This window comes from Vogesella mureinivorans (assembly GCF_007644035.1).
Classification (GTDB): domain Bacteria; phylum Pseudomonadota; class Gammaproteobacteria; order Burkholderiales; family Chromobacteriaceae; genus Vogesella; species Vogesella mureinivorans.
The window spans coordinates 264777-277898 of sequence record NZ_VMTV02000178.1 but is presented as its reverse complement, the minus strand read 5'-3'; the positions used below and the strand labels follow the sequence as shown (position 1 = coordinate 277898).

Genomic DNA, 13122 nt, shown 5'->3' with positions numbered 1-13122 from the left:
ACGGGGCTTGAATTTCACGGCAAGTTTACGTTAACGTAAGCGTTATCTAACCGGAGGCTTGAACCATGAACAACGAAGCAATCGTGATTGTCGGTATGGCGCGTACTGCCATGGGTGGTTTTCAGGGCGTTTTTGCCGGCCAGAGCGCCAGCGAGCTGGGTGCAGTGGCGATCCGCGCGGCAGTAGCGCGTGCCGGTATCGCACCGGAGGCCGTTGAAGAAGTGATCATGGGCTGCGTGCTGCCAGCGGGCCAGGGCCAGGCGCCTGCGCGCCAAGCTGCCATCAAAGGCGGGCTGCCGCTATCGGCGGGCGCCACCACCATCAACAAGATGTGCGGGTCGGGCATGAAGGCGCTGATGCTGGCCAATGACCTGCTGAAAGCCGGTGCGGCCAAGGTGATGGTGGCGGGCGGCATGGAAAGCATGAGCAATGCACCATATGTGATGCCCAAGGTGCGCACCGGCCTGCGCTTGGGCCACGCCGAGATCAAGGACCATATGTTCCTGGATGGGCTGGAAGATGCCTACGACAAAGGCCAGCTGATGGGGGTATTTGCCGAAGCTTGCGCCGAGAAATACGGGTTTAGCCGTGTGGCGCAAGACGAATACGCTATTGCCTCGCTAACCCGCGCGCAGCAAGCCATTACCAGCGGCGCCTTTGCCGGCGAAATCGCCCCGGTGACCGTGGCCAGCCGCAAGGGCGAAGAGGTGGTGCTGCAGGACGAGCAGCCGCTGAAGGCTAATCTGGACAAAATCCCCACGCTGAAGCCTGCGTTCAAGAAAGACGGCACCGTGACCCCGGCCAACGCCAGCTCCATTTCCGACGGTGCAGCCGCGCTGGTGCTGATGCGCGAAAGCGATGCCGTGGCACAGGGCCTGCAGCCACTGGCGCGCATTGTGGGCCACAGCACCCACGCACACGAGCCGGCCTGGTTCTCTACCGCGCCGGTGGGTGCCATGCAGAAGCTGTTTGCCAAAACCGGCTGGACGGCGGATGACGTAGACCTGTTCGAAATCAACGAAGCCTTTGCCGTGGTGGCGATGGCCGCTATGCAGGACCTGAGCCTGCCGCACGCCAAGGTCAACGTAAACGGCGGTGCCTGCGCACTGGGCCACCCCATTGGCGCATCCGGTGCCCGTATTGTGGTATCGCTGATTGCTGCCCTGCAGGCGCGCGGCGGCAAGCGTGGCGTGGCCAGCCTGTGCATTGGCGGCGGCGAAGCTACCGCTATGGCGGTGGAGCTGGTGTAAGGGTGGTTTTTGCCACGGAAACACGCGGGCAGATGTTTTTAGCCACGAAAAACACCGAATGGGCGGCGATCCCGATGGTCTTTCGTTCGTGTTTTTTCGTGTCTTTCGTGGCAGAAAAGTTTTTTCGCGTGTACCGGAATTGCATTGTACGAGCTGGGGATTCTTTGCCACGAAACCCACAAAAGCACGAAAGCGAGCAGCCGGCTTGCAGCCAAGTGGTGTGTTTTTTGTAGCAAAAGCAGCGCTCGCCCTGCTATTCGGCGGCACACGGTACACGCAAACATTTAGCCGCAGAAGCCACGGAAAACACCGTATGGGTGGCGATCTCGGTGGTCTTTCGTTCGTGTTTTTTCGTGTCTTTCGTGGCAAAAAGGTTTTGCCTTTGCCTGCAAAGGCAGGGCTGAGCAATATCACGCACAAAAAGCAAAAGGAATCAGCATGTTGCTGACTACAGAGCAGGAACAGGTAGTGGACGCGGTACGCCGCTTCGTCACCAGCGAGGTGGCGCCGCATGCGGCAGCGTGGGACCGCGAGCATACTTTTCCGCGCCAGGCGCTGAGCGGCCTGGGCGAGCTGGGGTGCTTCGGCCTGACAGTGTCGCCGGATTGGGATGGCGCAGGGTTTGACTACCTGACACTGGCCGCCGTGATCGAGGACATTGCCGCCGGTGACGGCGCGCTGTCCACCATCATTTCGGTCATCAACTCGGTGGGCTGTGGCCCGATCGAGCGTTTTGGCAACGACTGGCAGAAAGACACCTTTTTGCGCCGCATCGCCCGTGGCGAGTGGGTATCGGCGTTTTGCCTGACCGAGCCGGATGCCGGGTCCGATGCGGCCAACCTGCGCAGCCGCGCCGTGCGTGATGGCGACGATTACGTCATCAACGGCGTAAAACAGTTCATCACCAACGGCAAGCACGCTGACGTGGCCATCGTGTTTGCGGTAACCGACCCGGCAGCCGGCAAGAAAGGCATCAGCGCCTTTCTGGTGCCTACCGCCACGCCCGGTTACACCGTGGCCAAGGTAGAAGACAAGCTGGGCCAGCACGCCTCGGACACCTGCCAGATCGTGTTTGACAACGTGCGCGTGCCGGCCAGCCACCGGCTGGGGGCAGAAGGCGAGGGCTACAAGATTGCGCTGGCCAACCTGGAAGCGGGCCGCATCGGCATTGCCGCGCAGTGCCTGGGCATGGCGCGGGCAGCGCTGGATTTTGCCACCCGTTACGCTACCGAGCGCCACACCTTTGGCCAGCCCATCATCCGCCACCAGGCGGTGGGTTTTCGCCTGGCCGAGGCGGCGGCACGGCTGGAAGCTGCCCGCCAGCTGGTGTGGCACGCCGCTACGCTGAAAGACGCCGGCAAGCCCTGCCTGAAGGAATCCAGCATGGCCAAGCTTATCGCGTCCGAAATGGCCGAGGCAGTGTGCTCGGCCGCTATCCAGACGCTGGGTGGCTACGGCTACCTGAGCGACTACCCGGTAGAGCGCATTTACCGTGACGTGCGCGTGGCGCAGATCTACGAAGGCACCTCGGACGTGCAGAAGCTGGTGATCGCCCGTGCGCTGGAAGACGGGCTGAACTAGCGGGCAGCCTGCGGCCAACGTTGGCCGCAGGGCAGACGTAGCAAGGGCCGGTGCACGCACCGGCCCTTGCTGCTTTAAACAGGGGCGAGCTTAGCGGCCAACCAGGCCCAGCGACGCGGCAAAGTCGTCGGCGTTCTGGTAGCCAATGACCTTGTGCACCAGTTCGCCCTGCGCGTTGTACAGCATGATGCCGGGCGGGCCGTACAGGTCAAAGCGCTTCAGCAGCGCCTGGTGCTCGGCGTTATTGGCGGTGACATCAGCCTGTAGCAGGCGCAGCTTGCCCATACGGCTGGCAATGGCCGGGTCACGGAAGGTGGTTTCTTCCATCTCGATGCAGCTCACGCACCAGTCGGCGTAGAAATCCAGCATGACCGGCTGGCCGGCCGCTTGGGCCTGCGCCAGTGCTGCGTCCAGTTCGGTGCTGTTGGCAATGCGCTGGAAAGCCGGCTTGGCGGCCAGTTGGCCTTGCCAGATACCGGCTAGTGGCAGGCGTGGCGATGGCGCGCCGGTCACTGCGCCCAGTACTTGCAGCAGCCCGGCCACCGCCAGTGCCGCCGCCAGCAGGCGTACTACCCACAGACCCATGCCACGAGCGGCCGGGCGCTGCGGGCTAAGCAGCAGCCACCAGGCACTGCCTAGCGCCAGCGCAGCCCACAGCAGCATGGTGAGCCACACCGGCAGGAAGGGGCCGGCCATCCAGATGGCCACGCCCAGCATCACCACGCCAAAGGTGTATTTCACCTGCTGCATCCAGGCCCCGGCCCGTGGCAGCAGGTGGCCGCCAAAGGTGCCTACCAGCAATAGCGGCAGGCCCAGGCCCATGGCCATGGCGTACAGTGCCGCCCCGCCCAGCAGTGCATCGCCAGTCTGGCCGATATAGCCCAGCGCCAGCGCCAGCGGCGGGGCTACGCACGGGCCGACCAGCAGCGCCGATAGCGCACCCATGGCAAACACGCTGGCCAGGCGGCCGCCGCCCAGTTTGTTGCTCTGGTTTGCCAGCCGGCTTTGCAGGGCAGAGGGCAGCTGGATGGTAATCAGGTCGAACATGCCCAGCGCAAACACCACCATCAGCGCGCTGGCGGCCAGTATCACGGCGGGCTGCTGTAGCCACACGGTCAGCAGGCTGCCGGTTTTGCCGGCGATCACGCCCACGGCGGTATAGGTTAGCGCCAGGCCTTGCACGTAGGTAAAGGTCAGCACAAAGCCGCGGGTTTTGTTGAGCTTGCTACCCTGTCCGGCCACCATGCTGGACACAATGGGTAGCAGTGGGTACATGCAGGCGGTAAAGGCCATGCCCAAGCCGGCCAGTAAGAACGCGGCCAACGTCGCCCACAGTTGTTGACGGCTCAGCGGGGTGCTATCGCCTGGCGTGGCCGGGCTTAGCCAGTCGCCCAGCTTGTTATCGCCAATCTTGAGCTGATGGGTATACGGCGGGTAGCACAGGCCGGCATCGGCACAGCCCTGGATGGTGGCCAGCAGGGTAAAGGTGTCGGGGTTGATGGGGCCAGTCAGCGGCAGCGTCACGGTAACGCGCTGGTGGTAAACCTGCTGCAGGCCAAAGTACGGGTCTTGCTTGGCCTCGCCTGCGGGCAGCTGCGGCGTGCCCAGTACACCGGCCGGCTGGCTGGCAAAGCGCGTGCGGTCGCGGTACAGGTAGTAGCCTTTGGCGATGTCGAAGTGCACGCGTAACTGCTGGCCCTGTTGCTCCACGCTGGCGGCAAAGGCTTTTTCCGGTGGCAGCAGCTCGTCCGGGTTCAGGGCGCGTGCGGGCAGCGCCGCCATCAGTATTAACAGGGGGAATAGCCAGTGAAACAGGCGCAACAGTGCAGGCATGGTAGGGGCAGGCAGGGTAATGAACAGGGTAGACCGCAACCCGGCGTCGGTGTTCCGGGGCGGCTGCAGCTTATCATAGCCCGCACAGGGTGGGCAGTTGGCATGTAAACAAGTGTTTGCTTGCGCTAATATGCGATGCAGAGGAGAACAATATGCATAAAACCATTCACTTTGCCCACGCCAACAGTTTTCCGGCACCCATCTACCGCCAGCTGCATGCCGTGTGGCAGGACGCCGGCTATGAGGTGGGCTTTCTGCCGTGCAGCGGGCACGACACCCGCTACCCGGTGACAGACTGTTGGCCGCAGCTGGTAGAAGAAATGGTGGCGTACATGCGCGCGCACTATGCGGGGCCGGTGCATGGGGTAGGGCACTCGCTGGGCGGTGTGTTGCTGTTTCTGTCGGCTGTGCGTGCCCCGGAGCTGTTTCGCAGCGTGGTGCTGCTGGATTCGCCGCTGCTGTCGCCGCAGCGTGCTTTCGGCATTTGGCTGGCGAAGCGCCTGGGCTTTATCCAGAACGTTACCCCTGGCGGCACAGGCACCCTGAAGCGGCGTGACAACTGGGCCAGTGTTACGTCGGTATACGACTACTTTGCCCGCAAGCCAGCCTTCGCCCGCTGGGCGCCCGAGGTGTTGCACGACTACGCCGAGCTGGGTACCGAAGACAATGGCGAGGGCGGGCGGCGCCTGCTGTTCCGCCCGCAGGTGGAGCACGATATCTATGGCACCTTGCCGCACCACTACTGGCAGCTACGCGGCCAACTACAGGTGCCCATGCACTATGTGGCCGGCGCGGGCAGTGATGTCACCGGCCCCAGTGACCTGACCTTCATGCAGAAGTACTTTGGCGCGCAGATTCACTGGCACCCGGGTAGCCATCTGTTTCCCATGGAGCAGCCGCAGGCCACCGCCGCGTTTGTGCTGGGCTTGTTGCAGCCCTAGCCTGGCGCATCAGGCCAGGTCGCGGCTGTCGATGCGGGCGTAGGCCGAGTGGTTGTGGATGGACTCGAAGTTTTCCGATGTCACCACAAAATGCCGCACCAGCGGCTGCTGCCGCAGCGCCCCGGCCACGTCGCGCACCAGGTCTTCCACGAATTTGGGGTTGTCGTAGGCTTGCTCGGTAACGACTTTTTCGTCGCTGCGTTTCAGCAGGCCGTACAGCTGGCACGACGCCTGGGCCTCGGCGATAGCAATCAGCGTTTCCGCCGCTAGCGCATTATCGGCCTCGGCGTCGATGCAGATATGCGAGCGCTGATTGTGCGCGCCGTAGCGCGAAATCTGCTTGGAGCACGGGCACAGGCTGGTGACTGGCACCGTTACCTGCAGCCGGTACTGGTAGTGGCCGTGCGCTAGGCGGCCATCCAGGCACACCTGATAGTCCAGCAGGCTGGCCACACCAGAGGCCGGCGCCGTTTTGCCCAGAAAGTACGGAAAGCTCAGGCGGATGTGCGCGCTATCGCTTTCCAGCCGTATGGCAGTGGCGCGTACCAGCGCCTCGAAACCGGCGCCATCCAGCGGGGTGTGCTGCTCGTGCAGCAGCGCCACAAAGCGCGACATATGCGTGCCTTTCTGCGTGGCCGGCAGCGCTACCGTCAGCTGGCAGTCGGCCACGGTATGCTGCACCACGCCATCGGCCTGGCGCAGGCTGAGCGGGTGGCGCAGGCCCTTGATGCCCACCTCGCGGATAGGGATGTGGCGCAGGTCTTGGTGGCTTTGTACATCGGGGATGGCAGTGTGCGGCATGATGGCGATTCGATTAAAAATGTTATGGTATAACATAAATGATTCGATGCAATCTGTCACGCATTAGTGCCGCAAAGCAGCAGGCCCACCGGGCTGCTACCCGGTGGGCCTGCCAAAGGTTGGCCGCATGCGGGCTAGGTAGCGCCCCACAGCCCCGCCAGCATGCCCAGCATGGACATGGCCAGCGCTGGGGCGCAGGCCCGTGCCAGGCTGGCGCCGCCTATGCTGGCGATCAGCCCGAACTTGAACACGGTATTGCTGAACACCGCCAGCGCGATCGTCACCAATAGCGGCGTGGTGGCCAGCTGCTGCTGGCCAAACAGCTCTAGTGCGGTGAGGCTGATGGCGTCTACATCGTTCAGGCCGGAAACCAGCGCCACCACGTACAGGCCGCTTTCGCCAAACAGGTCGCGCAGCCAGGCCGAGCACAGCATCACCACGGCAAACATGGCGGCAAAGCCCAGGGCAATGCTGAGTTTGGCCGGGTTTTTCAGCGTGAGCTCGGGGGCGTTTTCCTGCTGCGCTTGCCGTTTGCCCAGGATAAACAGGGTGGCCAGGCCGGCCAGCAGCGCGGGCAGCATCATGCTGGCTACGCTGCGAATACTGGTGGGGGCAATGGCCAGTGCCAGCACCGATAGCCGCACGAACAGCACCATATTGGCCAGCAGGATCACCCGCGTGGCCAGCCGCAGCGAACCCGGGTTGGCCGCCGCCTCGCGCGCGTACACCAGGCTGGTGGCCGTGGTGGATACCAGCCCGCCCAGTATGCCCAGCACGGGCGCGCCCACGCGTTCGCCCAGAATCTTTACCGCCAGGTAGCCAGCCAGGCCCACGCCCACAATCAGCACTACCAGCAGCCAGATGCGGTGCGGGTTAAACGCCAGGTAGGGGCCAAAGCCCTGGTTCGGCAAAATCGGCAGGATGATGAAGGTGAGCGCGGCAAACTGCAGCAGCGACAGCAGGTCTTGCCGCTCCAGCTGGTTGGAAAAATTGGACAGTTCCGGCTTCAGGTAAAGCAGGCCGGTGGTGATGATGCCCAGCGCAATGGCCAGCTCGGTATTGCCCAGCCCCACCATCAACCCCAGCGTATACGCCACCAGCAGCGCAGTCACCGAGGTGGTGCGCGGCTCGGGGGCCGCGCTTTCGCTGCCGCTGTTACCCAGCGGCAGAAAGCCCAGCATGGCCACCGCCAGCAGCCCGGCCGGCATCAGCCAGGGCAGGGTGGACTGCGCCGCCAGCATGGCCAGCATGGTGCCCAGCAGGCTGACCAGCGGAAAGGTGCGGATGCCGGCCAGCACGCGGCGCTTGCGTTCGCGCTCTACGCCAATCAGCAGGCCGATACCCAGGCTGGACAGCAGCATGGGTAGCGCGGCATAAGGGGTGTTGGCCAGGTGCAGCCAGTGGTGTACGTCCAGGTTTGTCATGGTTTTATCCTGTAGACGATGGGCAAGAAAAAAGGCCTGCAGCGCGGGGCAGCAGGCCTGTCGGGCAGCGGCTGGCTAGTTAGTGTGCGGCCAACCGGGCTTCGATACTGCGCTGGATGCCCGCTGCATCCAGGCCGCAGTCGGCCAGCAGTACGGCGGGGTCCCCATGTTCAACATAGTCATCCGGCAGGCCCAGGTGCAACATCGGCACGCTGATACCGGCGGCGGCCAGCACCTCGGCACAGCCGCTGCCGGCCCCGCCCATGATGGCGTTTTCTTCTACTGTGACCACCAGGCTGTGGCTGGCGGCCAGCTCGCGCACCAGCGCGGCGTCCAGCGGCTTCACAAAGCGCATGTCGGCCACGGTGGCGTCCAGCGCTGCGGCGGCGGCCAGCGCGGGCTGCACCATGCTGCCAAAGGCCAGAATCGCCACCTTGCTTGCGCCCTGGCGGCGCAGCACGCCTTTGCCCACCGGCAGTGCGGTCATGGCCTGCTCGATGGTGGCACCCGGGCCGGTGCCGCGCGGGTAGCGCACAGCGGTGGGGGTGTCCAGGCTAAAGGCGGTATACAGCAGCTGGCGGCATTCGTTCTCGTCCGATGGCGCCATCACCGTCATGTTGGGGATGCAGCGCAGGTAGGACAAATCGAACGAGCCCGCATGGGTAGGGCCGTCGGCGCCCACCAGGCCGGCGCGGTCGATGGCAAACACCACGGGCAGGTTTTGCAGGGCCACGTCGTGGATCAGCTGGTCGTAGCCGCGCTGCAGGAAGGTGGAGTAGATCGCCACCACCGGCTTCAGGCCGTCACAGGCCATGCCGGCGGCAAAGGTCACGGCGTGCTGCTCGGCAATGGCCACATCGAAGTAGCGGTCCGGGTGCTCTTTTTCAAAGCGCACCAAGCCGGAGCCCTCGCGCATGGCCGGGGTAATGCCCACCAGGCGTTTGTCCAGCTTGGCCATATCGCAGATCCAGTCACCAAAAATCTGCGTGTACTGCGGCTTGCCGCCGCCTTTGCTGCCGGCCAGGCCACAGGCCGGGTCGAACTTGGTCACGCCGTGGTATTTCACCGGGTCGTTTTCGGCCAGCTTGTAGCCCTGGCCTTTTTTGGTGACGATGTGCAGGAACTGCGGGCCTTTCAGGCTCTTGATGTTCTTGAGCGTGTCGACCAGTACGTCCAGATCGTGGCCATCGATCGGGCCGATATAGTTGAAGCCGAACTCCTCGAACAGCGTGCCGGGGGTAAAGAAGCCCTTCACGTGTTCTTCCATCTTGCTGGCGATATCGCGCAGCGGCGGGGCGATGCCCAGCACCTTGTTGCTGCCTTCTTTTACCGCCGCGTAAAAGCGGCCGCTCATCAGCTTGGCCAGGTAGTTGTTCAGCGCGCCCACATTGGGCGAGATCGACATATCGTTGTCGTTGAGGATCACCAGCAGGTCGGTATCCATGGCGCCGGCGTTGTTCAGCGCCTCGAAGGCCTGGCCGGCGGTCATGGAGCCGTCACCGATGATGGCAATGCTCTTGCGCGGGATGTTCTGCAGCTTGGCGGCTACCGCCATGCCCAGCGCAGCACCGATGGAGGTGGACGAGTGGCCCACGCCAAAGGTGTCGTATTCGGATTCGTCACGCTTGGGGAAGCCCGCCAGGCCGCCTTTCTGGCGCATGCTGTCCATGCGGTCTTTACGGCCGGTCAGGATCTTGTGCGGGTAGGTCTGGTGGCCTACGTCCCATACCAGCCGGTCGTCCGGGGTATTGAACACGTAGTGCAGGGCAATGGTCAGCTCGATGCTGCCCAGATTGGAGGCAAAATGGCCGCCGGTTTTGCTAACCGAGCTCACCAGGAAATCGCGCAGCTCGCGGGCCAGCTGTGGCAGCTTGCTGCGGTCCAGGGTTCTGAGGTCGGCCGGACTCTGTATGGTGTCGAGCAGTGTAGTCATGATGTTGCTTTTGTTATGGTCAGAACGAGCGGGCCACGATGTAGTCTGCCAGCTGTTTCAGGCGGTCGGCGCGGCTGCCAAACGGTGCCAGTGCGGCCAGCGCGTCGTCGTACAGGTCGCGGGCAAACTGGCGGGCTTCACCCAGGCCCATCAGGCTGACATAGGTGGGCTTGTCGTTGGCCGCATCCTTGCCAGCGGTTTTGCCCAGCGTGGCGGTGTCGGCTTCGCAGTCCAGCACATCGTCCACTACCTGGAAGGCCAGGCCCATGCGCTTGGCAAAGTGGTCCAGCCCGGTTGTTTCCGCTTCAGTCAAAGCTTGGCCGCAGTATGCGCCCAATAGCACGGCAGCGCGAATCAATGCGCCGGTTTTCAGCATGTGCATGAATTCCAGCTCTGGCTGGTTCAGTGCCGTGCCGACGCTGGCCAGGTCAATGGCCTGGCCGCCAGCCATACCGGCATGGCCGCTGGCGTGGGCCAGCAGCTTTACCATGGCCAGCTGGCGCGTGGCGTCTACACCGGGTAGCGGGGTGGCCAGCACGTCGAAGGCCAGCGTTTGCAGGGCATCGCCTACCAGCAGGGCGGTGGCGTCGTCGTACTGCACGTGGCAGGTGGGCTTGCCGCGGCGCAGCACGTCGTTGTCCATGCACGGCATGTCGTCGTGTACCAGCGAGTAGGCATGGATCATCTCCACCGCACAGGCGACACGGGCCACGTTGGCCGCATCGGCGCCGCTAAGCTCGCCTGCGGCAAACGCCAGCAGCGGGCGCACGCGCTTGCCGCCTTGCAGGGTGCTGTAGCGCATGGCGTCGTGCAGCACCTGCGGGGCGCGGGCTGCGTTGGGCAGCAGCGCTTCCAGCGTGCTTTCTACGGTTTGCTGGGTGTGGGTCATCCAGCCGGTAAAGGTGTTATTGGCCATCGGTCAGGTCCAGCGGCTTGAGTTCGTCGTTTTCCAGCACGCGCAGCTGTTGTTCGGCGTCTGCCAGCTTGCCCTGGCAGAACTTGATCAGTTCTATGCCCTGCTTATATGACGTCAGGGCGGTATCCAGCGGCAGGTCGCCGCCTTCCATCGCCTGGATAATGTCCTCCAGCTGCGCCAGTGCGCTTTCGAAACTGGCTTGGGCTTTGGTGGTTTTGGCCATGGCGCGTGTCCTTCTGCATCTATAACGGTTGGCCGCCATTGTAGGGGTTTTCCGCTGCGCAACAAAGCGGCAACAAAGCCGCCAGCATGCTGTTGTGGCAGCGGGTGCAGGCAAAACAAACCCCCTTTGCCAGGCAGAAGGGGGTTTGTTCGCTGGCCTGCAGCGGGGCGGCAGGCCAGGTGTGCGCGCTTAGGCGGCTTTTTTCGGGAACATCAGCGAGGCAATCACCGAGCCAATAATCACCACGAACACCACGCCCAGCGAGATGGCTACCGGGATGTGCACGAACTTCAGGATCAGCAGCTTCACCCCGATGAACGACAGCACAATGGCCAGGCCGTAGCGCAGCAGGTGGAAGCGGTCGGCTACATCTGCCAGCAGGAAGAACATGGCGCGCAGGCCCAGAATGGCGAAGATGTTGGACGTCAGCACAATGAACGGGTCCATGGTGACGGCAAAGATCGCCGGGATGCTATCCACCGCAAATACCACGTCCGACAGCTCGACAAACACCAGTACCAGGAACATCGGTGTGGCATAGCGCATGCCGTTTTTCATCACGAAAAACGCTTCGCCGTGGTATTCGTCAGTCATGCGGATGTGCTTGCGCAGGAACTTCAGCAAGCCATTGTTGGCCAGGTCTTCTTTTTCCTCTTTTTCCGGCATCATCATTTTCAGGCCGGTAAACAGCAGGAAAGCACCGAACACGTACAGGATCCAGCTGAACTCTTTCACCAGCGCCGCGCCCAGGAACACCATGATGGTACGCAGGATGATGGCACCGAATACACCGTACAGCAGCACGCGGCGCTGAAACTCTGCAGGCACCTTGAAGAAGGCAAAGATCATCAGGAACACAAAGATGTTGTCTACCGCCAGCGATTTTTCAATCACGTAGCCGGTAAAAAACTCCAGGGTTTTCTGGTTGGCTATCGCCTCGCCATAGGCGGGGTCGGTTGCCAGTGTCCACCACAGCCAGCCGCCAAAGGCGCAGGCTACGGCTACCCATACAGCTGACCAGCTAGCTGCTTCCTTGATGGATACTTTATGCGAGCCGCTTTGCTTGAGCGCCACCATGTCGATGACGATCATGATCAGTACGGCCACGAAGAACACCGTATAGAAGAAAGGCGATCCGATAGAGGGGAGGGCCTGTTCCATTATGTTGAATACTCCTTGAATGAAGGCTGTCGTGAGGTTTTGTTATTATATGCCGGTTTTGTTGGTCAACGTACTGCCCGGCGCGATGTACACATTGTTACATATGCGGCAGTTTGACAGGCATGTCTTTTAACTGGTTCAACCGATGACACAAAAAAACATCCTGATTACCGGCTGCTCCAGCGGCATAGGCCTGGACGTAGCGCGCGGCCTGCAGCAGCAGGGCTGGCGCGTGTTTGCCACCGCTCGTTGTGCCGAAGACGTGGCCAGCTTGCAGGCGCAGGGTTTTGCCGATGCCCTGCAGCTTGATGTGGACGACAGCCACAGCATACGCACGGCACTGGCCGACGTGTTGCAGCGCACTGGTGGCACGCTGCACGCCCTGTTCAATAATGCCGGCTACGGCCAGCCTGGTGCGGTAGAGGACATCAGCCGCCAGGCCATGCGCGAGCAGTTTGAAACCAACCTGTTTGGCGCCTGGGAGCTGATGAACGCCGTGCTGCCGGTGATGCGCCGCCAGGGCCATGGCCGCATACTGTTCAATAGCTCGGTGCTGGGCTTTGCCGCCATGAAATACCGCGGTGCCTATAACGCCAGCAAATACGCCATGGAAGGCCTGTGCGACACCCTGCGGCTGGAGCTGGCCGGCAGCGGCATTTTTGTCAGCCTGATCGAGCCCGGCCCGATTGAAAGCCGCTTCCGCCCCAATGCGCTGCAAAAATTCCTGCAAAACGTGGATATCCAGGGCAGCGTGCACCGCGATAGCTACGAAAAGCAGCTGCAGCGGCTGAAGAAAGAAGGCCACGCCGCGCCGTTTACGCTGCCGGGCACCGCCGTGCTGGCCAAGGTAGAGCAAGCGTTGGCCGCAGCGCGGCCGGCGGCGCGCTACCGTGTGACCACGCCCACCCATGTGTTCTGGTACCTCAAGCGCCTGCTGCCTACGCGCTGGCTGGACTGGGTGCTGAACAAGGCGGCGTAGGCTGGCCTGCATCAAAACAGCGCTGGCCGTGCCGGCATGGGTGCCAAAAGAAACCCCCCGCTTGTCAGGCAAGCGGGGGG

The 13122-nt window shown here is 62.8% G+C and carries 12 protein-coding genes; 5 read left to right on the top strand and 7 right to left on the bottom strand.

Annotated elements, in window-relative coordinates; all coding sequences use genetic code 11:
- Positions 1–65: 65 nt before the first annotated feature.
- Genes FLQ44_RS07380 through FLQ44_RS07370 form a run of 3 tightly spaced genes read left to right on the top strand, consistent with a single transcriptional unit; the run spans position 66 to position 2831 of the window.
- Entirely contained in the window at positions 66–1250 is a 1185-nt protein-coding gene (locus FLQ44_RS07380; protein WP_147693864.1) for an acetyl-CoA C-acyltransferase, read from the top strand.
- Positions 1251–1308: 58 nt separating this feature from the next.
- Positions 1309–1698 (top strand): hypothetical protein, encoded by a 390-nt coding sequence (locus FLQ44_RS07375; protein ID WP_147693863.1) that lies wholly within the window; start codon positions 1309–1311, stop codon positions 1696–1698.
- Positions 1689–2831 (top strand): acyl-CoA dehydrogenase family protein, encoded by a 1143-nt coding sequence (locus FLQ44_RS07370; protein WP_147693862.1) that lies wholly within the window; start codon positions 1689–1691, stop codon positions 2829–2831. Before FLQ44_RS07375 ends, FLQ44_RS07370 begins: the two co-directional genes overlap by 10 nt.
- A 90-nt stretch (positions 2832–2921) precedes the next feature.
- On the opposite strand, the gene dsbD is transcribed toward FLQ44_RS07370, so the two are convergent.
- Positions 2922–4664 carry a protein-disulfide reductase DsbD gene (dsbD, locus tag FLQ44_RS07365; protein ID WP_147693861.1) on the bottom strand — a complete coding sequence of 581 codons (1743 nt, stop codon included), beginning with the start codon at positions 4662–4664 and terminating at the stop codon, positions 2922–2924.
- 152 nt (positions 4665–4816) lie between these two features.
- Here dsbD and FLQ44_RS07360 point away from each other — a divergent pair, with 152 nt between their 5' ends.
- A complete protein-coding gene (locus tag FLQ44_RS07360; protein ID WP_147693860.1) occupies positions 4817–5605 on the top strand; it encodes an alpha/beta hydrolase in 789 nt (262 codons plus the stop codon).
- A gap of 9 nt (positions 5606–5614) precedes the next feature.
- On the opposite strand, the gene folE2 is transcribed toward FLQ44_RS07360, so the two are convergent.
- From folE2 to FLQ44_RS07330, 6 genes are all read right to left on the bottom strand, one after another.
- Complete coding sequence (gene folE2, locus FLQ44_RS07355; protein ID WP_147693859.1) at positions 5615–6406, bottom strand: GTP cyclohydrolase FolE2; 792 nt, start codon at positions 6404–6406, stop codon at positions 5615–5617.
- A 134-nt stretch (positions 6407–6540) separates the two neighbouring features.
- Entirely contained in the window at positions 6541–7830 is a 1290-nt protein-coding gene (locus FLQ44_RS07350) for an MgtC/SapB family protein (RefSeq protein WP_147693858.1), read from the bottom strand.
- A 79-nt stretch (positions 7831–7909) separates the two neighbouring features.
- A complete protein-coding gene (gene dxs, locus FLQ44_RS07345) occupies positions 7910–9763 on the bottom strand; it encodes a 1-deoxy-D-xylulose-5-phosphate synthase (protein WP_147693857.1) in 1854 nt (617 codons plus the stop codon).
- A 19-nt stretch (positions 9764–9782) separates the two neighbouring features.
- Positions 9783–10679 (bottom strand): polyprenyl synthetase family protein, encoded by an 897-nt coding sequence (locus tag FLQ44_RS07340; RefSeq protein WP_147693856.1) that lies wholly within the window; start codon positions 10677–10679, stop codon positions 9783–9785.
- A complete protein-coding gene (locus tag FLQ44_RS07335) occupies positions 10669–10902 on the bottom strand; it encodes an exodeoxyribonuclease VII small subunit (protein WP_017510064.1) in 234 nt (77 codons plus the stop codon). Before FLQ44_RS07335 ends, FLQ44_RS07340 begins: the two co-directional genes overlap by 11 nt.
- A gap of 189 nt (positions 10903–11091) precedes the next feature.
- Entirely contained in the window at positions 11092–12063 is a 972-nt protein-coding gene (locus FLQ44_RS07330) for a TerC family protein (RefSeq protein ID WP_147693855.1), read from the bottom strand.
- Between the two features lie 145 nt (positions 12064–12208).
- On the opposite strand from FLQ44_RS07330, the gene FLQ44_RS07325 reads away from it, so the two are divergent.
- Positions 12209–13042, top strand: coding sequence for an SDR family NAD(P)-dependent oxidoreductase (locus FLQ44_RS07325; protein WP_147693854.1), 834 nt, complete (start codon positions 12209–12211; stop codon positions 13040–13042).
- Positions 13043–13122 lie beyond the last annotated feature (80 nt).

Bases quoted from the DNA above. Each gene is read 5' to 3' on its own strand.
- FLQ44_RS07330 (WP_147693855.1), bottom strand. From the start codon at position 12,063: ATGGAACAGGCCCTCCCCTCTATCGGATCGCCTTTCTTCTATACGGTG.
- FLQ44_RS07375 (WP_147693863.1), top strand. From the start codon at position 1,309: ATGGGCGGCGATCCCGATGGTCTTTCGTTCGTGTTTTTTCGTGTCTTT.
- FLQ44_RS07340 (WP_147693856.1), bottom strand. From the start codon at position 10,679: ATGGCCAATAACACCTTTACCGGCTGGATGACCCACACCCAGCAAACC.
- FLQ44_RS07360 (WP_147693860.1), top strand. From the start codon at position 4,817: ATGCATAAAACCATTCACTTTGCCCACGCCAACAGTTTTCCGGCACCC.
- FLQ44_RS07335 (WP_017510064.1), bottom strand. From the start codon at position 10,902: ATGGCCAAAACCACCAAAGCCCAAGCCAGTTTCGAAAGCGCACTGGCG.
- FLQ44_RS07380 (WP_147693864.1), top strand. From the start codon at position 66: ATGAACAACGAAGCAATCGTGATTGTCGGTATGGCGCGTACTGCCATG.
- FLQ44_RS07370 (WP_147693862.1), top strand. From the start codon at position 1,689: ATGTTGCTGACTACAGAGCAGGAACAGGTAGTGGACGCGGTACGCCGC.
- dxs (WP_147693857.1), bottom strand. From the start codon at position 9,763: ATGACTACACTGCTCGACACCATACAGAGTCCGGCCGACCTCAGAACC.
- FLQ44_RS07325 (WP_147693854.1), top strand. From the start codon at position 12,209: ATGACACAAAAAAACATCCTGATTACCGGCTGCTCCAGCGGCATAGGC.
- FLQ44_RS07350 (WP_147693858.1), bottom strand. From the start codon at position 7,830: ATGACAAACCTGGACGTACACCACTGGCTGCACCTGGCCAACACCCCT.
- folE2 (WP_147693859.1), bottom strand. From the start codon at position 6,406: ATGCCGCACACTGCCATCCCCGATGTACAAAGCCACCAAGACCTGCGC.
- dsbD (WP_147693861.1), bottom strand. From the start codon at position 4,664: ATGCCTGCACTGTTGCGCCTGTTTCACTGGCTATTCCCCCTGTTAATA.